Source organism: Nocardioides pini (assembly GCF_026712185.1).
GTDB lineage: Bacteria > Actinomycetota > Actinomycetes > Propionibacteriales > Nocardioidaceae > Nocardioides > Nocardioides pini.
On the sequence record NZ_JAPPUX010000007.1, the window covers coordinates 1 to 23,410 of the forward strand.

The 23,410-nt window shown below is 71.4% G+C and carries 17 protein-coding genes, 2 tRNA genes and 1 other RNA gene; 11 read left to right on the forward strand and 9 right to left on the reverse strand.

Going from position 1 to position 23,410, the window contains the following annotated elements; genetic code table 11:
• The coding region (locus NYO98_RS20480) for an integrase core domain-containing protein (RefSeq protein WP_268113724.1) at positions 1 to 843 on the forward strand (843 nt) is incomplete at its 5' end.
• Between the two features lie 61 nt (positions 844 to 904).
• Here the strand turns inward: NYO98_RS20480 and NYO98_RS20485 are convergent.
• A tRNA-Ser gene (locus tag NYO98_RS20485) sits at positions 905 to 990 on the reverse strand.
• A gap of 95 nt (positions 991 to 1,085) precedes the next feature.
• Between NYO98_RS20485 and ffs the strand changes: the two genes are divergently transcribed.
• The 7 genes from ffs to NYO98_RS20520 all read left to right on the forward strand — a co-directional run bounded on the left by ffs (position 1,086) and on the right by NYO98_RS20520 (position 7,472).
• Positions 1,086 to 1,176: signal recognition particle sRNA small type (gene ffs, locus NYO98_RS20490), an RNA gene on the forward strand.
• A gap of 78 nt (positions 1,177 to 1,254) precedes the next feature.
• Positions 1,255 to 3,441 carry a DNA polymerase III subunit gamma and tau gene (locus tag NYO98_RS20495; protein WP_268113725.1) on the forward strand — a complete coding sequence of 729 codons (2,187 nt, stop codon included), beginning with the start codon at positions 1,255 to 1,257 and terminating at the stop codon, positions 3,439 to 3,441.
• Positions 3,442 to 3,489: 48 nt separating this feature from the next.
• A complete protein-coding gene (locus NYO98_RS20500) occupies positions 3,490 to 3,867 on the forward strand; it encodes a YbaB/EbfC family nucleoid-associated protein (protein WP_268113726.1) in 378 nt (125 codons plus the stop codon).
• A 10-nt stretch (positions 3,868 to 3,877) separates the two neighbouring features.
• Positions 3,878 to 4,474 carry a recombination mediator RecR gene (gene recR / locus NYO98_RS20505; protein WP_268113728.1) on the forward strand — a complete coding sequence of 199 codons (597 nt, stop codon included), beginning with the start codon at positions 3,878 to 3,880 and terminating at the stop codon, positions 4,472 to 4,474.
• The gene (locus tag NYO98_RS20510; protein WP_268113729.1) at positions 4,471 to 5,052 is read left to right on the forward strand and encodes a DUF5063 domain-containing protein; all 582 of its coding nucleotides are present in this window, start codon (positions 4,471 to 4,473) and stop codon (positions 5,050 to 5,052) included. Before recR ends, NYO98_RS20510 begins: the two co-directional genes overlap by 4 nt.
• Positions 5,053 to 5,142: 90 nt before the next feature.
• Entirely contained in the window at positions 5,143 to 6,426 is a 1,284-nt protein-coding gene (locus NYO98_RS20515; RefSeq protein WP_268113730.1) for an aspartate kinase, read from the forward strand.
• The gene (locus NYO98_RS20520; RefSeq protein ID WP_268113731.1) at positions 6,423 to 7,472 is read left to right on the forward strand and encodes an aspartate-semialdehyde dehydrogenase; all 1,050 of its coding nucleotides are present in this window, start codon (positions 6,423 to 6,425) and stop codon (positions 7,470 to 7,472) included. Before NYO98_RS20515 ends, NYO98_RS20520 begins: the two co-directional genes overlap by 4 nt.
• 99 nt (positions 7,473 to 7,571) lie before the next feature.
• Here NYO98_RS20520 and NYO98_RS20525 read toward each other — a convergent pair whose 3' ends face one another.
• The 5 genes from NYO98_RS20525 to NYO98_RS20545 form a co-directional block, all read right to left on the reverse strand.
• Complete coding sequence (locus tag NYO98_RS20525; protein ID WP_268113732.1) at positions 7,572 to 8,105, reverse strand: hypothetical protein; 534 nt, start codon at positions 8,103 to 8,105, stop codon at positions 7,572 to 7,574.
• A 60-nt stretch (positions 8,106 to 8,165) separates the two neighbouring features.
• Positions 8,166 to 8,242, reverse strand: a tRNA-Pro gene (locus NYO98_RS20530).
• 94 nt (positions 8,243 to 8,336) lie between these two features.
• Positions 8,337 to 8,969, reverse strand: a complete 633-nt coding sequence (locus NYO98_RS20535; protein WP_268113733.1) for a dihydrofolate reductase family protein — start codon at positions 8,967 to 8,969, stop codon at positions 8,337 to 8,339.
• Between the two features lie 11 nt (positions 8,970 to 8,980).
• Positions 8,981 to 9,541 (reverse strand): dihydrofolate reductase family protein, encoded by a 561-nt coding sequence (locus tag NYO98_RS20540; RefSeq protein WP_268113735.1) that lies wholly within the window; start codon positions 9,539 to 9,541, stop codon positions 8,981 to 8,983.
• Positions 9,542 to 9,612: 71 nt separating this feature from the next.
• Positions 9,613 to 10,536: a metallophosphoesterase gene (locus NYO98_RS20545; protein ID WP_268113736.1), complete on the reverse strand. Its 924-nt coding sequence runs from the start codon at positions 10,534 to 10,536 to the stop codon at positions 9,613 to 9,615.
• A gap of 26 nt (positions 10,537 to 10,562) precedes the next feature.
• Here NYO98_RS20545 and NYO98_RS20550 point away from each other — a divergent pair, with 26 nt between their 5' ends.
• A complete protein-coding gene (locus tag NYO98_RS20550) occupies positions 10,563 to 11,021 on the forward strand; it encodes a GatB/YqeY domain-containing protein (protein WP_268113737.1) in 459 nt (152 codons plus the stop codon).
• A gap of 109 nt (positions 11,022 to 11,130) precedes the next feature.
• Here the strand turns inward: NYO98_RS20550 and NYO98_RS20555 are convergent, their stop codons facing one another.
• Complete coding sequence (locus tag NYO98_RS20555) at positions 11,131 to 13,518, reverse strand: transglycosylase domain-containing protein (protein WP_268113739.1); 2,388 nt, start codon at positions 13,516 to 13,518, stop codon at positions 11,131 to 11,133.
• A gap of 198 nt (positions 13,519 to 13,716) precedes the next feature.
• Between NYO98_RS20555 and NYO98_RS20560 the strand changes: the two genes are divergently transcribed.
• Positions 13,717 to 14,004 (forward strand): WhiB family transcriptional regulator, encoded by a 288-nt coding sequence (locus tag NYO98_RS20560; protein ID WP_268113740.1) that lies wholly within the window; start codon positions 13,717 to 13,719, stop codon positions 14,002 to 14,004.
• Here NYO98_RS20560 and NYO98_RS20565 read toward each other — a convergent pair.
• Together NYO98_RS20565 and NYO98_RS20570 are read right to left on the reverse strand one after the other, a co-directional pair.
• Positions 13,990 to 15,141 (reverse strand): ArsA family ATPase, encoded by a 1,152-nt coding sequence (locus tag NYO98_RS20565; RefSeq protein ID WP_268113741.1) that lies wholly within the window; start codon positions 15,139 to 15,141, stop codon positions 13,990 to 13,992. The two genes, NYO98_RS20560 and NYO98_RS20565, sit on opposite strands and share 15 nt — an antisense overlap.
• On the reverse strand, positions 15,138 to 16,163 hold the full coding sequence (locus tag NYO98_RS20570; RefSeq protein WP_268113742.1) for an ArsA-related P-loop ATPase: 1,026 nt from the start codon (positions 16,161 to 16,163) through the stop codon (positions 15,138 to 15,140). Before NYO98_RS20570 ends, NYO98_RS20565 begins: the two co-directional genes overlap by 4 nt.
• 197 nt (positions 16,164 to 16,360) lie before the next feature.
• Here NYO98_RS20570 and NYO98_RS20575 point away from each other — a divergent pair, with 197 nt between their 5' ends.
• The gene (locus NYO98_RS20575; protein ID WP_268113743.1) at positions 16,361 to 23,311 is read left to right on the forward strand and encodes an OmpL47-type beta-barrel domain-containing protein; all 6,951 of its coding nucleotides are present in this window, start codon (positions 16,361 to 16,363) and stop codon (positions 23,309 to 23,311) included.
• The last annotated feature ends 99 nt before the right edge of the window (positions 23,312 to 23,410 follow it).

Genomic DNA, 23,410 nt, shown 5'->3' on the forward strand with positions numbered 1-23,410 from the left:
CCCAGCCCGCAGAAGCGACCCAAGAGCTCCTACATCCGCTTCCAGGCAGCGATGCCGAACGAGACCTGGCAGTCCGACTTCACCCACTACCGACTCACCCGACCAGACGGCACCCCAGGCGCCAACACCGAGATCATCACCTGGCTCGACGACCACGCCCGCTACGCCCTGCACGTGTCCGCCCACCCACGGATCACCGGCCCGATCGTGCTCGCCACGTTCCGCGAAACCGCAGGTCAGCACGGCTACCCGGCCTCAGTCCTGACCGACAACGGCATGGTCTACACGACCCGGTTCAGCGGCGGACGCGGCGGCCGCAACGGGCTGGAGACCGAATTGCGACGACTCGACATCGTGCAGAAGAACACCCGACCCAACCACCCCACCACCACCGGAAAGGTCGAGCGCTACCAACAGACGATGAAGAAGTGGCTCACCGCGCAACCCACCCAGCCCACCACCATCACCGACCTGCAACGCCTCATCGACCGCTTCCTCGACGCCTACAACCACCACCGCCCCCACCGCTCGCTGCCGCACCGCGCCACCCCCGCCACCGCATACACCGCCCGGCCCAAGGCCACCCCGACAGCCGACCGCGGCAACGACGTGCACTACCGAGTCCTGCACGACATCGTCGACAAGGACGGCAAGCTCAGCCTGCGCATCAACGGCCGCATGCACCACATCGGGGTCGGCAGACCCCACGCCCGAACCCCAGTCCTCAAACTCGTCGACGACCTCAACATCCGCATCGTCAACGCCGCCACCGGCGAACTCATCCGAGAACTCACCCTCGACCCCACCCGCAACTACCAACCACTCGACCGACCCCCGAAATGACCAACAGCCCGGACCCCAATGGGGTCCGGGCTGTCCGGTATCTCTTGCGAGATCACAGCGGCGGAGGTAGGGGGATTCGAACCCCCGAGGGCTGTTAACCCAACCCGCTTTCCAAGCGAGCGCCATAGGCCACTAGGCGATACCTCCGCCGAGGAGAGTACCGGTCGGTCCGGTGGCCGGTGAAATCGCCTGCCGGACCCTGGGTTTGGGTGGCCGTCCGGGCCTCGCCTAGACTCCCCGGCAACCCCCCACGCGGCGTCACCTCGCCCAATTCCCCCAGGGCCGGAAGGCAGCAAGGGTCAGTGAGCTCTGACGGGTGCGTGGGGGGCCTCTTCGTGTCCGGGAGCGGCCGATCCGGGGGCGGGTCTCCCGCGGTGGTCGGTGTGGGTGGGCACGGTTAGGGTTCAGGACGTGGAGTCACCGCTCGCGCTCTATCGCCGCTACCGGCCCGAGACCTTCCAGGAGGTCATCGGGCAGGACCACGTGACCGAGCCGTTGCGGGCGGCGCTGGCGGCCAACCGCGTCAACCACGCCTACCTCTTCTCCGGCCCGCGCGGCTGCGGCAAGACCACCTCGGCCCGCATCCTCGCCCGCGCGCTCAACTGTGCGCAGGCGCCCATCTCCGACCCGTGCGGCGAGTGCGACAGCTGCCGCGACCTCGCGCGCGGCGGCCCGGGCTCGATCGACGTCATCGAGATCGACGCGGCGTCCCACGGTGGTGTCGACGACGCCCGCGACCTGCGCGAGAAGGCGTTCTTCGCGCCGGTGCGCGACCGCTACAAGGTCTACATCATCGACGAGGCCCACATGGTCACCACGCAGGGCTTCAACGCCCTGCTCAAGCTGGTCGAGGAGCCGCCGCCCCACCTGCGGTTCATCTTCGCCACGACCGAGCCCGACAAGGTGCTGCCGACCATCCGCTCGCGCACCCACCACTACCCCTTCCGGCTGATCCCGCCGCGGCTGCTCAGCGACTACCTGTCCCAGCTCGCCGGCGAGGAGGGCGTGGCGATCGAGCCCGCAGCCCTGCCCCTCGTGGTGCGGGCCGGCGCCGGGTCGGCCCGCGACACCCTGTCGGTGCTCGACCAGCTGCTCGGCGGCGCCGGCGATGCCGGGGTCACCCACAAGCTCGCGACCGACCTGCTCGGCTTCACCCCGGACTCGCTCCTCGACGAGGTGGTCGAGGCGTTCGCCACGCGCGACGGGGCCGCCGTGTTCTCGGTCGTCGACAAGGTCGTCGAGACCGGCCAGGACCCGCGCCGCTTCACCGAGGACCTCCTCCGCCGGCTGCGCGACCTCGTCATCGTCACCGCCGTGCCCGACGCCCCCGCGACCGGCCTGATCGACGTCTCGGAGGACGCCGGCGAGCGCCTCGTGGCGCAGGCCGCGCGCTTCGGCGCGATCGAGCTCAGCCGGGCCGCCGACATCGTGGCCGCCGGGCTCACCGAGATGCGCGGTGCGACCGCGCCGCGCCTGCTGCTCGAGCTGCTGTGCGCCCGCGTCCTGCTGCCGGGCGCCGACCACACGGCAGACGGCGTGATGGCGCGCCTCGAGCGGCTCGAGCGCCGCATGGACGTCACGGGTGCCCCGGCGCCCACCGCTGCCTCCGCTCCGGCCCCCGCTCCGGCCCGACCGACTGCCCCGGCGCCTGCGTCGGCCGTCCCGTCCGCGGCTCCCCAGCCCGAGCCGTCGGCCGTCGCGCAGGCGGCCCCGCAGGCGGCTCCCCCAGGGGGTCCGCAGGTCGCGCCGCGCGGCGACGAGCCGCCCCCGCCGCCCATGCCGCTGGCGCCCACGGGTGCGCCGGCCTCGCCCGCCCGTGACGACGGCCCGCCGCCGCCCCCGCCGATGCCCGGACCGGCGTCCCAGCAGCAGCCCGCGGCGCAGCAGGCCCCGCCCGTCGTGGCGGAGCCGGCTCCTGCCCCCGCCGCCGGCGTCGGCCCCGACGCCCCGGTCGCCGAGCAGCCCGCCGGTCCGCGGGGAGGCCTCAGCCTGGTCGACGTACGCCGCCTGTGGCCCGACATCCTCGAGCAGACCAAGAACCGTCGCCGGCTGGCGTGGATGGTGCTGTCCCAGCACGCCCACGTGGTCGACGTCGACGGCGTGCGCCTGACGGTCGGCTTCGCCAATGCCGGAGCGCGTGACTCGTTCGTCAACGGCGGCTGCGACGAGATCCTCCGTCAGGCCGCGATCGACGTCGTCGGCATGGACTGGCGGGTCGAGTCGATCGTCGACCCGTCGGGGGCGGCCGCGGAGGCCCCCGTGGTCCGCCAGGCGGCCACCGACCCCGTCGCGCCCGCCACACCTCCGGGTCCACCGGCGCAGGAGGCGCCCGACGGCCCGCCGTCCTGGGTGACCGGCGACGCGGCCCCGGCTCCGACGGCTCCCGCGGCACCGCCCCCGGTGTCGGCCGCTCCCGCCCGCGAGGCCCTCGAGGCGGCGCGCGCCGGCGGTCCCGCCGAGCCGGCCGCCCCCGCCCGCTCGGCCGACGACGACGTGGATCCCGACGACCCCGACGCCGACTCCGACGCGATCGACACCGAGTCGCTGCTCAGCCAGACGCTCGGCGCCAAGCTCATCGAAGAGATCAAGAACGACTGACCCGATGACCCCCACCGACCCCACCCCAGACCCGCACCGGGAGACCCGATGACCCAGAACCCCTTCGACGCCCTCGGCAGCGGCGGCTTCGACATGAACGCCCTGCTCCAGCAGGCGCAGCAGATGCAGCAGCAGCTCGAGGAGGCGCAGGCCGACCTCGCCAAGCAGACCGTCGAGGGCACCGTCGCCGGTGGCGCCGTGACGGTCACCGCCAACGGTGTCGGCGAGCTCGTCGGCGTCACGATCCGCTCGGGCGAGTTCGACGGCAGCGACCCCGACGACCTGTCCGACCTCTCCGACCTCATCGTCGCCGCCTACCGCGACGCGCGCGCCAAGTCCGAGGCGCTGGCCGGCGACTCGCTCGGCCCGCTGACCGAGGGCCTCGGCGGAGGCGGCGGCATGCCCGGCCTCCCCGGGCTCGGCTGAGGGGACCTCGTTGTACGAAGGTGTCGTCCAGGACCTGATCGACGAGCTCGGCCGCCTGCCGGGCGTCGGTCCCAAGAGCGCGCAGCGCATCGCCTTCCACCTGCTGCAGGCCGAGCCCACCGACGTACGCCGCCTCGCCGACGTGCTGATCGAGGTCAAGGCCCGGGTGAAGTTCTGCTCGACCTGCTTCAACGTCAGCGAGGACGAGCAGTGCCGGATCTGCCGTGACGAGCGCCGCGACCCGAGCGTGCTGTGCGTCGTCGAGGAGTACAAGGACGTCGTCGCCATCGAGCGCACGCGGGAGTTCCGCGGTCGCTACCACGTGCTCGGCGGCGCCATCTCGCCCATCGACGGCATCGGGCCCGACCAGCTCCACGTCAAGGAGCTCATGCCGCGCCTGGCCGACGGCGTGGTCACCGAGGTCATCCTCGCCACCGACCCCAACCTCGAGGGCGAGGCCACCGCGACCTATCTCACGCGCCTCCTCCTGCCCATGGGGTTGCGCGTGACCCGCTTGGCGAGTGGACTGCCCGTGGGCGGTGACCTCGAGTACGCCGACGAGGTCACGCTCGGACGAGCGTTCGCCGGAAGGAGATCAGCCGAATGACCGAGACCGACGAGAAGGTGTTCGGCGAGCAGATCGCCGACTCCGTGGAGAGCTTCCTGCTCGCCCTGCGCGCCATCGCCCGCGAGGGCAACGGGGCGCAGGCGGTCTCGCTGCTGCTCCTCGAGATCAGCCAGGTCCTCCTGGCCGGTGCCCGGATGGGCGCCCAGAACGACTTCACGCCGCGCGAGGAGTTCCAGCCCGACGTGGGCCCCGAGGCCGACATCGACGACCTGCGGCTGCGGCTGGCCGAGATGCTCGAGGGCGTCGACGACTACTCCTTCGTCTTCGACCCCTACGTCCCCGAGGTCGTCGTCAGCCGCCTCTCCGACGACCTCGCGTCAATCGCCATCGACCTCGAGAACGGCCTGCGCCACTACCGTGCCGGCAACGTCGACGAGGCGCTGTGGTGGTGGCAGTTCTCCTACGTCAACAACTGGGGCAACCTGGCGGGTGCGGCGCTCAACGCGCTGCTGACCGTCGTCGCGCACGACCGCTTCGACACCGACTTCGAGGCCGACGCCGACGCGGTGGCCGTCGCGGATGAGATGCTCGGGAGTGCGCCGGTCGCCCGCCCGTAGAATCGGCGGTGGCCTGGCGGCAACGGCGCCGGCGGGCACGCCAGAGCACCGCGGCCGCTGACGGTCGCACACCGATCCCGAGGACCAACCGTGGGCATTGTCGTGCAGAAGTACGGCGGCTCCTCGCTCGCCGACGCCGACGCGATCAAGCGCGTCGCCCGGCGCATCGTGGACGTCAAGAAGGCCGGTCACGACGTCGTCGTCGCCGTCTCCGCCATGGGAGACACGACCGACGACCTCTACGACCTCGCCAACGGCGTCTCGCCGCTCCCGCCGGCCCGTGAGATGGACATGCTGCTCACCGCCGGTGAGCGCATCTCGATGGCGCTGGTCGCCATGGCCATCAGCGACCTGGGCTACACCGCCCGCTCGTTCACCGGCTCGCAGGCCGGCGTGATCACCGACTCGGTCCACGGCAAGGCCAAGATCATCGACATCACGCCGGGTCGCATCACCCAGGCGATCGGCGAGGGCCACATCGTCATCGTGGCGGGGTTCCAGGGGGTCTCGGCCGACACCAAGGAGATCACCACGCTCGGCCGCGGCGGCACCGACACGACCGCGGTGGCGCTCGCCGCCGCGCTCGAGGCCGACGTCTGCGAGATCTACACCGACGTCGACGGTGTCTTCACCGCCGACCCGCGCATCGTCCCGAGCGCCCGCAAGCTCGGCAAGGTCTCCTACGAGGAGATGCTGGAGCTCGCCGCGTGCGGCGCGAAGATCCTGCACCTGCGCTGCGTGGAGTACGGCCGCCGCTACGGCATCCCGATCCACGTCCGTTCGTCGTTCAGCCAGCTCGAGGGAACCTGGGTCGTCAGCGATCCCGCCCTCCAGGGACCCGAGGAAGAGACCATGGAACAGCCCATCATCGCCGGCGTCGCCCACGACCGCAGTGAGGCCAAGATCACCGTCGTCGGCGTGCCCGACAAGGTGGGCGAGGCCGCCCGGATCTTCGAGGCGCTCGCCGACGCCCAGATCAACCTCGACATGATCGTGCAGAACGTCTCGGCCGCCGCGACGAGCCTGACCGACATCTCCTTCACGCTGCCGCGCACCGACGGCCAGACCGCGATGACCGCCCTGGCGCGCATCCAGGCCGAGGTCGGTTACGACAAGCTGCTCTACGACGACAAGATCGGCAAGGTGTCGCTGATCGGTGCGGGCATGCGCTCCCACCCCGGCATCACCTCGAAGTTCTTCGCCGCCCTCGCCTCCGCCGGGGTCAACATCGGGATGATCTCCACCTCGGAGATCCGGATCTCGGTCGTGGTGGACGAGAACGTCGTCGACGACGCCGTGCGCGCCACGCACACGGCGTTCGACCTCGACGCCGACGAGGTCGAGGCCGTGGTCTACGGAGGCACCGGACGATGACGAGCACGGTCAACATCGGCATCGTCGGAGCCACCGGCCAGGTCGGCGTCGCCATGCGCCAGATCCTGCTCGAGCGGGACTTCCCGGCCGACCAGGTGCGCTTCTTCGCCTCCTCCCGCTCCGCCGGCACGGTGCTGCCGTTCGGTGACCGCGAGATCACCGTGGAGGACGCCGAGACCGCCGACCCGGCGGGCCTCGACATCGCCCTCTTCTCCGCCGGCGCCACCACGTCCCGCGCGCTCGTGCCGAGGTTCGTCGACGCCGGCGTGATCGTCGTCGACAACTCCTCGGCCTTCCGCAAGGACCCCGACATCCCGCTGGTGGTGTCGGAGGTCAACCCCGACGCGATGGCCGGTGTCATCGAGGCCGGGCGCGGCATCATCGCCAACCCCAACTGCACGACCATGGCCGCGATGCCGGTGCTCAAGCCGCTGCACGACGAGGCCGGCCTGACCCGGCTGATCGTGTCGTCCTACCAGGCCGTCTCCGGCTCCGGCGTCGCCGGCGTCGACGAGCTCGCCAACGCGGTCGCCGCGGCAGGTGACAAGGCACGCGAGCTGGCCTACGACGGCTCCGCCATCGCCTTCCCGGACCCGGTGAAGTACGTCGAGCCGATCGCCTACAACGTCCTGCCGATGGCGGGCTCGGTGGTCGACGACGGCCTCAACGAGACCGACGAGGAGCAGAAGCTCCGCAACGAGTCGCGCAAGATCCTGGGCCTGCCCGACCTGCTGGTCTCGGGCCTCTGCGTCCGCGTGCCGGTGTTCACCGGACACTCGCTCGCGGTCAACGCCGAGTTCGAGCGACCGATGACGCCCGCCCGCGCCCGCGAGATCCTCGGGTCGGCGGCCGGCGTCGAGCTCGACGAGGTCCCGACCCCGCTGAAGGCGGCCGGCAACGACCCGTCCTACGTCGGCCGGCTCCGCCAGGACCCCGGTGTCCCCGACGACCGCGGCCTCGCGCTCTTCATCAGCAACGACAACCTCCGCAAGGGCGCTGCCCTCAACACCGTGCAGATCGCGGAGCTGATCGCCGCCGCACGCTGAGGTCACCCGTCTCGGCGATCCCCGGTCGACCGGGGGTCGCCGAAGTTGTCGGCCCGTGCACGGCCTGACAACCTCGGGAAGGGCCTGACAACCCCGGCGTCAGCGGACGTCGTACGACGACGCGCTCGCGGAGGTGCCCGCCGTCTCGTCGTCCCCGACGGCCGTGGTGACCCACCACGACACGGCGTGGGCGACCGCCGACGCGACCGGGACGGCGACGAGCGCCCACCCCTGGTCGAGCGAGTCGAGGAGGAGGACCAGCACCAGGACGGCCAGGATCCCGACGGCGAGGAGGCTGGTCGACCCGGCGTGCGGAACGCCGAGCACCCGGAGCAGGAGGGTTCCCGCCCACGTCAGTGCGGCGAGGACGAGCAGCAGGATCAGCAGCCCGGGCCCGCCGCCGCAGGCCGAGGTGCCGCGCACGGCTTCGCAGCCCACCCCGGCGAGCCACCCGAGCAGCATCGCGAGCGCGCCGACCACGACGCCCGCCACGACCGCGGCCGTCAGGCCGCGCACCGGCACCGTCGGGAGCCGCCGGGTCCTGGGCTCGCGCGCGGGCTCGCGGTCGGGGACCTTCCTCCTGCGGCGCAGCGAGAAGGACGGCATCTCGAGCGGAGGACGGTCGTCTGCCATGGGGGCACAGTGCCACATGACAGGAGCTCCCGGACCCACGGTGGGGTCCGGGAGCTCCGGTGGTCGGGCTGACAGGATTTGAACCTGCGGCCTCCTCGTCCCGAACGAGGCGCGCTACCAAGCTGCGCCACAGCCCGCCGCCCGGACCGACGATCCAGTCCGGGCAACGCGGGCGAGCATACCGGAGCGGCCGGGGGCTGCCGAAATCGCCCCGGCCCGGTGGGACCCGCCTCAGCCCCGCCTGGTGAAGGTGAGGTGGATGACCCCGCTCGGCGAGGACACCGACTCGATGTCGAAGGTGTCCTCGAGCGCCTCGAGCCCGTCCCACAGCCGGGCTCCCCGGCCGAGCACGATCGGCACGACGACGAGGTGCAGGTGGTCGACGAGACCCGCGGCGACGAAGTCGCGCACCACGCTCGCACCGCCGCCGAGGCGTACGTCGAGGTCACCGGCAGCCTCCCGCGCGACGGCCAGCGCCTCGGCGGGGGAGGCGTCGAGGAAGTGGAAGGTCGTCCCGCCCGCCATCTCGAGCGGCGGTCGGGGGCGGTGGGTCAGGACGTACGTCGGCGTGTGGAAGGGCGGGTCCTCGCCCCACCACCCCCGCCAGTCCGGGTCGTCCTGCCAGCCGGGCGGACCGAACTTGTTGGCGCCCATGATCTCGGCGCCGAAGCCCACCTCGTGGCGGCCCGCGAAGACGGCGTCGACGCCGCACTGGCCGCTCTCGCGGTCCCAGAAGCTGGTGGCGAACATCCACTCGTGCAGCCGCTGGCCGGCGTGGCCGAACGGCGACTCGAGGGACTGCGGCTCGCCGGAGCCGTAGCCGTCGAGGGAGATCGAGAAGTTGTGGACCCGGACGAGCGGCACGTGGAGCTCCTTCAGGAGAGGGGCGGGTGGTCGAGCACGGTGGGGACGTACTCGAGGAGCTGGAGGCGACCGTCGAAGGTCCGGCTCTCGACCAGCTCGAGCCGCACGTCCGGGTAGCCGTCGAAGACCCGCTCGCGTCCGGTGGCGCCGTTGATCACGGGGAAGACGACGAGCCGCAGCCGGTCGACGAGACCGGCGACGAGCAGCGAGCGGGCGAGCGTGAGGCTGCCGAGCGTGCGCAGCGGCGACGGGCCGTCCTGCGTGAGGCCCCGCACGGCCTCGACGGGATCGTCGGCGACGAGCCGGGTGTTCGCCCACGCCAGCGGCTCGGTGAGGGTCGAGGAGAAGACGACCTTGTCCATCGCCTCGAGCTCGGCGAAGGCCTCGGGCTCCTCGTCGGCCAGCCCGGACATCAGCCGGTAGGTGGTCGCCCCCATCAGCGTGGTGTGCGCCTCCTGCTCGCCGAGGAACGCGAAGTAGTCGGGACCACCCATGCCCCACAGGCCGGGCCAGCCGTCCGCGGCGGCCCAGCCGTCGAGGGACACGATGAGGTCGACCATCAGCTCGGGCACGGCGGACTCCCCTCTCGCTGGTCCCACACCACCACAGCCGGGGCGCATGTGGGAAGGTCCCGACGACGGAGCTAGGGCGCAGGCACCAGCGTCAGCAGCGTCGCCTCGGGACGGCAGGCGACGCGGAAGCGCACGTAGGGGTTGGTCCCGAGACCGGCCGACACGTGGAGCCACGACGAGCCGTCGTCGCCGGGAGCGGAGCCGGCGGGATGGCGGTGCAGGCCGCGGGCGCGGGCGGGCTCGAGGTCGCAGTTCGTCGTGAGGGCGCGACCGCCCGGCAGGCACACCTGCCCGCCGTGGGTGTGGCCCGCGATGATCGCGTCGTAGCCGTCGGCGGCGAACTGGTCGAGGACGCGCAGGTACGGCGCGTGCGCCACGGCCAGGCGCAGGTCGGCCGCCGGGTCGGCCGGTCCGGCGACGCGGTCGAGGTCGTCGTACGCCAGGTGGGGGTCGTCGACGCCGACGAAGGCGATCCTGGTGTCGCGCACCGTCAGCGAACCGAAGCCGTTGGTGAGGTCGAGCCAGCCGGCCTCGCCGAAGCGCTCCTTGAGCTGGGGCCACGGCAGCTGCGGCGTCGAGGTGTTGCGCTTGCCGGTGTCGGGGAGCAGGTAGAGCAGCGGGTTGCGCATGCCGGGCGCGTAGTAGTCGTTGGACCCGAGCACGTAGACGCCGGGCACGTCGAGCAGCCCGCCGAGCGCGTCGGCGACGACCGGCACGGCGCGCATGTGGGCGAGGTTGTCACCGGTGTCGATCACGAGGTCGGGCTCGAGGTCGGCGAGCCCGCGCAGCCACTCCTGCTTGGCCCGCTGGTCGGGGGCCATGTGGATGTCACTGAGGTGGAGCACCTTCAGCGGGGCGTGGCCAACGGGCAGCAGCGGGACGGTCACGCGGCGGAGCGTGTACTGCCGGGCCTCCCATGCGGCGTACGTCGCCAGGCCCACGCCGGCGAGCGTCCCGAGCCCGAGCGTGCGGCGTACGACGGGGAGGAAAGGCATTCGCCAAGGCTGCCACAATGGTGCGCATGAGTGCCCTGAAGGACCGTCTCCGCGCCGACCTGACCACCGCCATGAAGGCGCGGGACGAGCTGCGCTCCTCCACGATCCGCATGGTGCTCACCGCGATCACCAACGCCGAGGTCGCCGGCAAGGAGGCCCGCGAGCTCTCCGACGACGACATCATCGGCGTGCTCTCCACCGAGGCCAAGCGCCGGCGCGAGGCCGCCGTGGCGTTCGAGGAGGGCGGCCGCACGGAGATGGCGGCCAAGGAGGCTGCCGAGGGCGAGGTCATCGCCGAGTACCTCCCCGCCCAGCTCAGCGAGGCGGAGATCGCCGACCTGGTCGCCGCCGCCATCGAGCAGACCGGCGCGGCCGGCGAGGGGATGCGCGCGATGGGCAAGGTGATGGGCGTCGTCACGCCCCAGGTCAAGGGCCGCGCCGACGGAGGCGCCGTGGCGGCCGAGGTGCGCAAGCAGCTCGCCTGACCCCCGACCGGGCACTTCCTCGCGGTGGAACGCACCGACCGGGCACTTCCTCGCGCTGTAGCGCGAGGAACTGCCCGGTCGACGGGATGTAGCGCGAGGAACTGCCCGGTCAGCCCCGGCCGTTGCCGTTGCCGCGCCCCCGGCCCTTGCCCTTGCCCTTGCCGCCTCCGTCGCCGCCTCCGTTGCCGGCCGACGGCGGCGGGGGCACGTAGCCGGTCGAGGTGTAGAGCGTGACGGTGTCGCCGCTGCTCAGCTGGGCCCCGCCCCCGGGGGAGGTGGAGGCGACCAGCCCGGCGCCGGTCTCGGAGTTGACCTGGCCGCCGTCGGCGACGGTGAACCCGGCGGCCTGGAGCGCCGCGGTCGCCGCCTCGACGCTCTGGCCGGCCACGTCGGGGACGGTGCTGAGCACGCCGGCGATCTCGTCGCCGGGCGGCGTCTGGAAGTCCTCGTAGGGCAGCTTGGCGGACACCGCCGACATCGCGTCGCCCCACAGTGGTCCGGCGACGGTCGAGCCGAACGCCTCGTAGATCGGCGTTCCGCCGACGACCTGCCCGTTGAGGCTGACCCACTCGCCGAACTCGTTGGCGCCGGCCACCATGGCCGCCGTCGCGAGGGTGGGGGTGTAGCCGACGAACCACACGGCCATGTTGCTGTTGTTGGTGCCGGTCTTGCCCGCCGACGGCTTGTCGATGGCGATGTTCTGGCCGAAGCCGCCCGGCTCCATGACGCCGCGCAGGATGTCGTTCACCGCGTCGGCGGTGGCGCCGGGCATGACCTGCTCGCACTGGCTGGGGAAGTCCTTGAGGGACGCGCCGGAGGAGTCGAGCACCTGGGTGACCGGGCGCGGGTCGCAGTGCAGGCCGCGCGCCGCGAAGGTGGCGTAGGCCTGCGCCATGGTCAGCGGGTCGGCGTCGGAGACGCCGAGGATCCACGACGGCACCTGCTGGGCCTTGGGCACCTTGACGCCCATCTTCTCGGCCAGCTCGAGCGGCTCGCACATGCCGGTGCGGGTCTCCAGCTGGGCGAAGAACGTGTTCACGGACTGCTGGGTGCCGCTGTAGAGGTCGAAGGTGCCGGAGCCAGTCGAGTTCTGCGGGTCCCAGCCCTTCTGGTCGCCGGCGTAGGGGCCGTCGCAGGTCTCGAAGTCCCAGTCGTCGAAGTGCATCGTCTGCGGCGCAGAGATGCTCGTGCTCAGCGGGATGCCCTGGTTGATGGCGGCCGCGAGGACGAAGAGCTTGAACGTCGAGCCGGCCTGGAAGCCGTTGGCGTCGCCGTACTTCTTCGGCACGGTGTAGTTGAGGTAGGTCTCCCCGCCCTTCTTGTCCTTGCCCATCGGACGGGACTGGGCGAGCGCGCGGACGTCACCGGTGCCGGGCTCGATCATCGCCAGGCCGCCGATGGCCTGGTCGGTCTGGAAGACGTGGGAGCTGACCGAGTCGTCGGCGGCCTTCTGCATGTCGAGGTCGACCGTGGTGTTGATCGTCAGGCCGCCGTTGTTCAGCGTGCGGCGACGCTCCTTGGGCGTGTCGCCGAGCACCGGGTCCTTGAGCAGCCAGTTGACGACGTAGTCGCAGAAGAACGGTGCCCGCGACTGCTGGCAGCCGTTGGGCGACGTCTCGATCTTGAGGGTCTTCTCGATCGGCGTGCCCTTGAGGCGCTCGGCCTTCTTCTCGGTCAGGATGCCGAGCTGGGCCATGCGGTCGAGGACGACGTTGCGCCGTCCCTCGGCCCGCTCGGGGTTGTCGACCGGGTCGTAGCCCACCGGGTTCTTCACCAGGCCGGCCAGCGTGGCCGACTCCAGCAGGTTGAGGTCCTTGGCGTTCTTGGAGAAGAAGTGGCGCGCCGCCGACTGGACGCCGAAGGCGCCGTCGCCGAAGTAGGCGATGTTGAGGTAGCGCTCGAGGATCCAGTCCTTGGTGTGGTTCTTCTCGAACGCGATGGCGTAGCGGAGCTCGCGGATCTTGCGCGCGTAGGTCTCCTCGGTCGCGGCCTTGCGCTCCTCGTCGGTCTCCGCCTGGTAGAGCAGGGTCTGCTTGACCATCTGCTGGGTGATCGACGATCCACCCTGCACCGAGCCGCCGTTGGCCTGGTTGGTCACGAAGGCGCGGAGCGTGCCCTTGAGGTCGAGGGCGCCGTGCTCGTAGAAGCGGTAGTCCTCGATCGCGACGATCGCCTTCACCATCGGCCTCGAGATCGACCCGAGCGGCACGTTGATGCGGTTCTGGTCGTAGAGCGAGGCGATCAGGTTGCCGTTGACGTCGTAGATGCGCGTCTTCTGCGACAGGTCCTTCGCCTCGAGCGACTCGGGGAGGTTGACCATGCCCTTGCTGACGTCCTTGGCCGCCACGCCGACCAGGCCGGCGAACGGGATGGCGAGGCAGGCGACGAGGACTCCCATGACGACCGCGACGGCGGCCATCACCGCGAGGTGGGACGCGACGCGGCCGGCGGGACGGCCCGGAGGGCGCCCCGAGGGCGAGGACGAGCGTGAAGACATGCGCACCAGAGTACGGGCTGGACGCATAGCACTCGGAATTCCAGCGGCGCAGCCGGATAGTCACATCGGACTATACGAATTGAGCCACACGGTCCCTGTCTGGACCGGGGGTGATTCGTTTACTTTTCACTGGGAGTCAGGGATGGCCGCTATGGGGGCGGCTGACCGGCTCGCGAAAAACACTGTGGGGACTGACTTATGTGGGTCGAGGACTGGGCAGCACGCGCCGCATGCAAGGGCGACACGCCGGACGCACTGTTCGTGCGTGGCGCGGAGCAGAACAAGGCCAAGCAGGTCTGCGCGGGGTGCCCCGTGCGGACCGAGTGCCTCGCCGAGGCGCTCGACAACCAGATCGAGTGGGGTGTCTGGGGTGGCATGACCGAGCGTGAGCGCCGTGCGCTGCTCCGCCGTCGCCCCGGCTCGTCGTGGCGCACCATCCTCGAGACCGCCCGCACCAAGGTCGAGTCGCCCTCAGTCTCCGTCTGAGCCCTGGCTCGCCAGGCTCGCGCCGATCGCGCGCAGGCCGTCGAGGTCGTGGACGTCGCTCGCCATCGCGGGCACGACCGCGGTCGGCACCTGCGGGTGGGCTGCGGCGAACCGCTCACGCAGGTGCTGCTCGCGCTCGATGATGCGGACGCGGTCCGCGTGGAGGCGCAGCAGGCCCGCAGTCAGTGACGAGGAGTCGGCCGACTGCAGCCGGTCGGCGGCGGTGATCGCCGCCTCGGCCGACAGCTCGGTGCGAGCCGAGGGGCTGGCCCGGTTGACGACCAGGCCCGCCAGGGGCATGTCGTCGTCGGTGAGCCGGTCGACGAAGTACGCCGCCTCGCGCAGCGCGTCCGGCTCCGGCGCCGCGACCACGAGGAAGGCCGTGCCGTCGGCCTGGAGCAGCGCGAAGGTCTGGTCCGCCCGTTGGCGGAAGCCGCCGAAGAGCGTGTCGAAGGCCGCGACGAAGGTCTGCATGTCGCGCAGCACCTGCGCGCCGAGGACCTTGGTCAGCGAGTTGGTGACGACCGAGAACCCGGCCGTCATCAGCCGCGCCGGTCCGCGGGCCGGGGCGAGCAGCAGCCGGATGAAGCGGCCGTCGAGGAAGCTCGACAGCCGCTCCGGCGCGTCGAGGAAGTCGAGCGCCGAGCGCGACGGCGGGGTGTCGACCACGATCAGGTCGTGGCTGCCGTCGGCCAGCGCCTGCCGGTGCAGCTGGCCGAGCTTCTCCATCGCCATGTACTCCTGCGTGCCCGCGAACGAGCTGGACAGCGCGACGTAGAACGGGTTGTCCAGGATCTGCCTGGCCTTCTCCGGGCTGGCCTGCGACTCGACCACCTCGTCGAAGGTGCGCTTCATGTCCAGCATCATCGCGTCGAGCGACCCGCCCGCCCCGGTGTCGACCGCCGCGACCGGCCGCGGCGTGTTGTCGAGCTGCTCGATGCCCATCGACTGCGCGAGCCGGCGGGCCGGGTCGATGGTCAGCACCACGACCTTGCGCCCCCGCTCGGCGGCGCGCAGCGCGAGCGCGGCGGACGTCGTGGTCTTGCCGACCCCGCCTGCGCCGCAGCACACGATGATCTCGGTGGTCCGGTCGTCGAGCATCGCGTCGACGTCGAGCGGGGGCGGGGTGTTCGTCATGCCATCCCCTGGCGGCGGAGCAGCTGGGCGAGCTCGACGAGCGCGCCCTGGTCGATCCCGCCCGCGAGGCGCGGCAGCTCATAGGTGGGCACGCCCTCGGCCGCGACGAGCGCGCGCTGCTCGTCCTCGAGGTGACGGCGTACGGCGTGGTCGCGCGCCTCGGCGACCAGTGACTCCACCAGCTCCGCGTCGACGTCGACGCGGGCGCGCGCCAGCTCGGAGGTGACGGCGGTCGGGTCGACGGTGTCGTCGCGCACCTGGGCCAGCGCGCTCGGGCTGAGGGCCTGGGGTCGCACCAGGTTGACCACCACGCCACCCACGGGCAGTCCCGCCGCGCGCAGCTCGCGGATCCCGTCGGAGGTCTCCTGCACCGGCATCTCCTCGAGGATCGTGACGAGGTGGACCGCCGTGCGCGGGGAGCGCAGCAGCTCCATCACCTTGTCGGCCTGGGACTTGACCGGGCCGACCTTGGCCAGGCCCGCCAGCTCGGAGTTGACGCCGAGGAACTGGCAGATCCGACCGGTCGGCGGCGCGTCGAGCACCACGGCGTCGTACGTGATCTGCTCCTTGTGCCGGCCGCCGCGGGGGCGCTGCACCGCCTCGTAGACCTTGCCGGTGAGGAGCACGTCGCGCACGCCGGGCGCGATCGTGGTGGCGAAGTCGATGACGCCGAAGCGGTCGAGCGCCTTCCCTGCCCGCCCGAGCTTGTAGTACATCGCGAGGTACTCCAGCAGCGCCGACTCGGGATCGATGTGGAGCGCAAGGACCTGGCCCGCCCGCCCGTTCTCGTCGGGGGCGCCCTTGGCAAGGCGACGCTCCTCGTAGGGCAGCGGGTCGACGTCGAACATGCGGGCGATCCCCTGGCGGCCCTCGACCTCGCAGAGCAGGACGTTGCGACCCGAGGTGGCCAGCGCCAGGGCCAGCGCCGCCGCGACCGTCGACTTCCCGGTGCCGCCCTTCCCCGTGACCACGTGCAGGCGGACCTTCGGCCAGTCGTGGGGGCGATCGACGTTGGCGGTCACGAGCCGAGGATAGCCATCGGGGCGAGGCCGGATCCGGGCCGCTTCTACGTGTGAACACGCGGCTTTGAGTCCATGGCGACCGTCTTTTGCTTGACCAACGCACAAAAGTCTGCGAACGTCCGCGACAGGACCTTCGTGACCCACGTCACAGCCACGTCCGCACCGCCGTACTCACACCCGCCTCTGGAGGCCCTGGGATGTCACCCACCACCCCGCGTCGAGGGATCGTCCGCCGATCGTCCGTCGGCACCGCGTTGACCGCCGCGCTCGCCCTCGTCGGCAGCGTCCTGCTCGGCGTCGTCGCCGCCGTTCCTGCCCAGGCCCACGACGGGCACGGGCACGTGCTCATCTTCACCGAGGACGCGGCGGGCGACTGGCACGACGCCGCCATCGCCCAGGCCACGCCGAAGGTCAAGGCGGCCCTCGAGGCGGAGGGCATGGCCGTCACGGTCGTCCACAAGGAGACGCCGGGTGGCTCGGAGGCCGTGTTCACCGACGAGGGCCTCGCGCCGTTCGACGCGATCCTCGTCTTCCAGGCCAACGGCGACCCCTGGAACGCCTCCGAGAAGGCGGCGCTCGAGCGCTGGCAGGCAGCGGGCAACGGCATCGCGGCGGTGCACAACGCGCTCGACATGCGCGGCAACTACCCCTGGTGGGACAACATGGTCGGCTCGCTGATGCCCGGCCACGCGCCCACCGGCACGGACCCGGGCCCGTCCGGCGTCGTGCGCAACGAGGACACCACCCACCCGTCCACCAAGCACTTCGCGGGCACCGAGGACGTGACGCGCTGGACCCGCAACGACGAGTGGTACAACTTCAGCAACAATGTGCGCGGCACCGCACACGTGCTCCAGTCCATGGACGAGACCACCTACTCAGGCGGCAACATGGGCTACGACCACCCGATCACCTGGTGCAAGCCCTACGAGGGCGGTCGCTTCTGGGGCACCGCGCTCGGCCACTTCCCCTCCCACTACGACGAGCCCGACTTCATGGCCGAGCTCGTGGGTGGCGTCAAGTACGTCGCCGGCCTCGAGGAGGGCGACTGCGGCGGCACCGTGTGGAGCAACTACGAGCGCATCCCGCTCGACCAGAACACCTCGGCCCCCTTCGCGATCGACGTGGCCGACGACGGCAAGGTCTTCTACACCGAGCTCGTCCGCGGGCAGCTGCGGATGTACGACCCGGAGTCGCAGGCCGTGACGACGGTCCTGTCGCTCCCCGTCTACTCCGGCGGCGAGGACGGCCTGCTCGGCGTCGCGCTCGACCCCGACTTCACGACCAACGGCCACATCTTCCTCTACCGGTCGGCGGAGTCGCCGAACAACGCCGACCCCGGCAACTTCTGGTCCACCGTCTCCCGCTTCACCTTCGAGAACGGGTCCGTGGACCCCGCCTCGGAGAAGGTGATCATCAAGATCCCCGCCCGGCGTCTGCCCGACGAGCCGGGCCACACCGGCGGCGGCCTCGACATCGACGACGACGGCAACCTCTTCATCGGCGTCGGTGACGACGTCAACCCCCACTCCGAGCCCTCGGGCGGCTACGCCCCGCTCTCCGAGCGCGCCGGCACCTTCCACGACGCCCGCGAGACCTCGGCCAACACCAACGACCTGCGCGGCAAGATCCTGCGGATCACGCCGGTCGACGAGCCGGGCGAGCCCGGCGCCGGCTCGAGCTACACGATCCCCGACGGCAACCTGTTCCCCGAGTCCGAGGACGCCGGGCGCGACAAGACGCTGCCCGAGATCTACGCCATGGGCTTCCGCAACCCGTTCCGCTTCTCCATCGACAGCGAGACCGGCTGGCTGAGCATGGCCGACTACTCGCCCGACAACGGCACCGACGCCCCGGCCACCCGCGGCCCCGCCGGCATCGCCGAGTGGAACCTGATCAAGAGCCCGGGCAACTACGGCTGGCCGCTGTGCATGGGTGGCAACCACCAGGGCCAGAACCCCAACGGCGAGCCCTTCCGCGACGTCGACTACGGCACCACCACGCCGCTCAACCCGCCGGTCGTCGGTGACTACTTCGACTGCGCCAAGCCGGTCAACGACTCCGTGCGCAACACCGGCCTGACCAACCTGCCCCCGGCTCGCGCCGCGGACATGTACTACGGCTACCGCCGGTCCTCGGTCGGCGCGATCCCGCAGGGCGGCGGCCTGGCCCCGATGGGCGGCCCGATCTACCGCTACGACGAGGCGCTCGAGTCCGACACCAAGTTCCCGGCGTCCTTCGACGGCAAGCCCTTCTTCTACGACTGGGCGCGCAACAAGATGTACAACATTCAGCTCAAGGACCCGGCCGCCGGCCAGGGCACCCAGGTGGAGAAGGTCAACCCCTTCCTGCCCGACGTGCCGTTCCTCGCGCCGATCGACTCCAAGTTCGGTCCCGACGGCTCGATGTACGTCCTCGACTGGGGCGGCGGCTACGGGCGTGACAACCCGACCTCGGGCCTCTACCGCATCGACTACATCAGCGGCTCGCGGTCGCCGGTGGCCCGCATCGACGCCTCCCCGGACTCCGGCCAGACGCCGCTCGAGGTGACCTTCGACGGCAGCCGGTCGAGCGACCCCGAGGACGAGGAGCTCACCTACGCGTGGGACTTCGACGGCGACGGCACGCCCGACGCGACCGGCGTCACCGCCACGCACACCTATGACGAGGACGGTGTCTTCGACGCCCGCCTGACCGTCACCGACCCGGCCGGCAAGAGCGGTACGACGACAGTGCCGATCACGGTCGGCAACACCCGTCCCGTGGTCGAGCTCGAGACCCCGCCCGACGGCGCGTTCTTCGACTTCGGCGACGAGATCAGCTGGAAGGTGCAGGTCACCGACCCCGAGGAGGGCGACGGTGTCGACCCGCAGGCGGTCGAGGTCCAGCCCGCGCTGGGCCACGACGACCACGCCCACCCGTTGACCGCCACCCGCGGCCTCACGGGCAGCACCGTCACGACCATCGGTGGCCACGCGGCCGACGAGAACATCTTCTACGCCGTCGACGCGCGCTACACCGACACCGGCGGCGCGGACGGGGCCAACAAGCTCCTGGGCTCCGACACCGCCGTGATCTTCCCCAAGCTGCGGCAGGCCGAGTGGTTCGACGCCAAGTCGGACACCGCCACCCTCGCCCCCGGCCGTGACCCCGCCGGCGGCGGCCAGGTCGTCGTCGGCAAGGACGGTGCGTGGATCAGCTTCGAGCCGGTCAGCTTCCACCAGATCGACGCCTTCCACCTCCGGGTGCAGGCGGCCGCCGGGGGCGGCACCATCGAGCTGCGCAAGGGCAGCCCGACCGGTGACGTGGTCGGCACGGCCGAGGTCCCGGCGACCGGGCAGCAGTTCCGCGACGTCGCGGTCGACGTCAGCGAGGTGGGCAGCGAGTCGATGGCGCTCTACCTGGTCTTCACCGGGTCGAGCGACATCAAGCTGAACTTCACCGAGGCCATCGGCCAAGGCATCTCGCCGACGGCCAAGCCGGTCGTCGCCATCACAGAGCCGTCCGACGGCGACAAGGTCGACCCGGGCGCCGAGGTGGCCGTGGCCGCTGACGCGAGCGACGCCGACGGGTCGATCGAGAAGGTGGAGTTCTTCGCCGGCGACACCTCGATCGGTGAGGACACCACGGCGCCGTACACCGCCACGTGGACCGCTCCCGACGAGGAGGGCCTCCACGAGATCACCGCGAAGGCCACCGACGACGACGGCAACACCACGACGTCGCGCCTCGTGCAGGTGCAGGTCGGCGAGCTCTTCGGCGACCTGGTGCCCTTCAGCAACGTCAACGGCGAGTTCGAGCGGCTCGGGTCCGGCGCCTTCCGGATCTCCGGCGCCGGCACCAACGCCTGGCAGGGCACCGACCAGTACACGACGCTGTTCAAGCCGGCCGGTGGCGACGACTCCTACGACGCGATCGTGCGGGTCGACGCCAGCTCCCTGCAGAACAACTCCGGCAAGGCGGGCCTGCTGATCCGCAACGACATGACGCAGCCCGGCACCTCGCCCGGTTACGCCATGCTCGCCTGGCGTCGCGCGAGCGGCATGGAGTTCCTCACCGACCCCGACGGCAACGGCCAGCTCAACGCCTCGGTCGCCGGCGGTGCCAGCACGACCCCGAAGTGGCTCAAGCTCAGCCGCCGCGGCGACGAGGTGTCGGCGTTCTGGTCCAACAACGGAGAGACCTGGACCCAGGTCGGCAGCGCGGTGACGCTGGCGGGCATCGCGGACACGCAGGACGTCGGCATGTTCATCATGGCCCACGAGAACGCCGTCCGGACCGCGGACTTCTCGCAGTTCGCGATCGACACCGACCCGCAGGAGGAGGAGCCCGAGCCGGAGACCCCGAGCGAGCCCCTGACCTGCATCACGGGCCCGGTCTCCGACGAGTTCGACTCGCCGGCCCTCCTGCCCAAGTGGTCGATGCGCAACGCACCGGGCGCGCCCATCACCCAGGCCGGCGGCTCCCTGCGCCTGCCCGTCACCAACGCGGACATCAACGAGTCGAGCCCCGGTCCGGTGAGCTTCGCCGGCCAGCCCGTGCCCGCCGGCGACTGGACCGCGACCACCAAGATCACGTTGGACCACAGCTCGCACTGGCAGTGGGCCGGCCTGGTCGTGCACCAGTCGGACGACGAGTACAACAAGCTCGGCTTCGTCCGTCACCAGAACGGCACGCGCCTGGTGGAGTTCCAGTCCGAGACCGGTGGCCGGCGCACCACGCCTGCCGCGCCGGTCGTGGCGGCTGACTTCCCGAGCACGATCCACCTGCGGCTCACCAACGCCGCAGGCAAGCTCAGCGGGGCCTACTCGGCCGACGGTGGGGCCTGGACCGCGCTCGCGGGAACGCTCGACCTCAAGACCGGGTCGGGTGCCCAGATCGGCCTGATGGCTGCCGGTGACCTCGGCACCTCGCCGCGGGTGGCGCAGGTCGACTGGTTCCGGGTCACCCCGGACCGGACGCCGGGTGCGGTCGAGTCCGACGACGAGTTCGACGGCGCTGCCCTCGACGGCTGCCGGTGGGCGGAGTCGGTGCGCTACGACTCCACCACGGCGACGGTGGCCGACGGCCACCTGAAGATCGAGACGGAGCCGGGCGACATCAACGGCAACAACCCGATCCAGCCGAGCAACTTCATCCTGCAGGACGCTCCCGACGGTGACTGGGTGGCCGAGACCAAGTTCAAGGCCCCGCTCAAGCACCGCTACCAGCTCGCCGGCCTGCTGATGTACGGCAACGACGACAACTACGCCAAGGCCGACATCGTGGCCTACAACGCTCCCGGCAGCGCGCTCGACCTCCGGGCCGAGCTCGCCGCCGAGAAGGGTGGCAACGGCGTCGCCGGCGGTGACGCGCTCAACATCGCCGACACCACCGAGAGCGGCTACTGGTGGGTCCAGGTCACCAAGGAGGGCACGAAGTACACGGCAGCGGTGAAATCGACCGCGGGCCAGGACTGGACGCCCATCGGTGACGGCATCGCCTACGACGGACCGCTCAACTCGCTCGGCATCATGGCGATCGGTCCCGAGCAGGACGAGCCGGTCACGGTGGAGTTCGACCACTTCCACCTCGACGCCGAGGGGGAGGAGCCGCCCGCCGACACGACCGCCCCGGTCACCACCGCCACCCAGGCCGTGGTCGAGGACGGCGTGCAGGTCACGCTCACCGCCACCGACGAGACGGACGGCTCCGGCGTCGCCTCGACGGAGTACCGGATCGACGAGGGTGAGTGGACCGACTACACGGCCGCGTTCACCATCAGCGAGCCCGGCACCCACACGGTGGAGTACCGCTCCACCGACGTGGCCGGCAACGAGGAGGCCGTCAAGAGCCTCGAGGTGGTCGTCGAGGCCGCCGACGAGGACGCGCCGACCACCACCCTCACCTGGACGCCCGCCACGGCCGACGGTGAGCAGGGCTGGTACGTCACCGCGCCGAGCTTCACGCTCGACGCGGAGGACGACGGCTCGGTGGCGTCGACCAGCTACCGCATCGACGGCGGCGCGTGGACGACGTACGCCGGTGAGGTCGAGCTCGGCGACGGTGAGCACACCGTCGAGTACCGCTCGACCGACGGGGCCGGCAACGTCGAGGACGTCCAGTCCTCGCAGGTGAAGGTCGACACGGTGACACCGGCGACCGGGGCCACGCAGGAGAAGGCGCCGAACGGGATGCGGGTGGTGCTCGACGCCACCGACGCCACCTCGGGTGTCGCCGGGACCGAGGTCAAGGTCGACCAGGGTGCCTGGAAGGCCTACACCGCCCCGGTCGTGGTGACCGGCGCCGGTGACCACACGGTCCGCTTCCGCTCGACCGACAAGGCCGGCAACGTGGAGGAGGAGCAGTCCCTGGCGATCACCGTCGACGGACCGCCCGCCGACACGACCGCTCCGGTGACCACCGTGCAGACCGACCCGGCCTCCCCCGGCAGTGCCGGCTGGTTCACCACGGCCCCGAGGGTGACGCTCTCCGCGACGGACGCAGACTCCGGCGTGGCGCGCACCGAGTACCGCATCGGCAACGGCGCGTGGACGGCGTACGCCGCTCCGTTCGCCATCACCGCGCAGGGCCGCCAGGTCCTCGAGGTGCGGTCGGTCGACGAGGCCGGCAACGTCGAGACGGCGCAGTCGAAGGAGATCGCGGTCGACTCCGGCGAGCCGGAGGTCACGGTCTCCGGAATCCGGGCACGCACCTACCCGAGCCACAAGGCGACGGACGTGGCGTGGACGGCGACGGACGCGACGTCCGGGGTCCGCACCGTGCGGGCCGTGCTCGACGGCGAGACCGTCGAGGCCGGCACCTGGCAGATGTGGACGCTGTCCGCGGGCCGCCACGTGCTGACCGTCACGGCCACGGACGTCGCGGGCAACACCGGCTCGCGCACGGTGGTCTTCACCGTCCAGCCGACCGGCGCGTCGCTGAAGAAGGTCGTCAAGACCGTGGCGTCCGACGGCGAGATCGGTCCCAAGCTCGCCAACAAGCTGCTGCAGGCCGACAAGGACGCCCGCAAGGCCGAGCGGTCGGGCAACCGGAAGGCGGCGAAGAAGGAGCTGAAGCAGCTGCGCAAGCTGGTCCGCACCAAGGTCGACGGGGAGCTCCGCGCCGCCCTGCTCGCCCAGGTGAGGGAGCGCCTGGCGAAGCGGTGAGCCGGCAGGTCCGCCACTGAGACTGGCCGGGCCCGGGGAGGGTGCCTCTTCCCCGGGCCCGGCTGTTCCATGCTCGCTGGGTGCCCGCGTCCGACCGTG

Coding starts and splice junctions, on each gene's coding strand:
- NYO98_RS20500 (WP_268113726.1), top strand. CDS start 3,490: ATGACCCAGAACCCCTTCGACGCCCTCGGCAGCGGCGGCTTCGACATG.
- NYO98_RS20510 (WP_268113729.1), top strand. CDS start 4,471: ATGACCGAGACCGACGAGAAGGTGTTCGGCGAGCAGATCGCCGACTCC.
- NYO98_RS20520 (WP_268113731.1), top strand. CDS start 6,423: ATGACGAGCACGGTCAACATCGGCATCGTCGGAGCCACCGGCCAGGTC.
- NYO98_RS20525 (WP_268113732.1), bottom strand. CDS start 8,105: ATGGCAGACGACCGTCCTCCGCTCGAGATGCCGTCCTTCTCGCTGCGC.
- NYO98_RS20545 (WP_268113736.1), bottom strand. CDS start 10,536: ATGCCTTTCCTCCCCGTCGTACGCCGCACGCTCGGGCTCGGGACGCTC.
- NYO98_RS20550 (WP_268113737.1), top strand. CDS start 10,563: ATGAGTGCCCTGAAGGACCGTCTCCGCGCCGACCTGACCACCGCCATG.
- NYO98_RS20555 (WP_268113739.1), bottom strand. CDS start 13,518: ATGTCTTCACGCTCGTCCTCGCCCTCGGGGCGCCCTCCGGGCCGTCCC.
- NYO98_RS20560 (WP_268113740.1), top strand. CDS start 13,717: ATGTGGGTCGAGGACTGGGCAGCACGCGCCGCATGCAAGGGCGACACG.
- NYO98_RS20565 (WP_268113741.1), bottom strand. CDS start 15,141: ATGACGAACACCCCGCCCCCGCTCGACGTCGACGCGATGCTCGACGAC.
- NYO98_RS20575 (WP_268113743.1), top strand. CDS start 16,361: ATGTCACCCACCACCCCGCGTCGAGGGATCGTCCGCCGATCGTCCGTC.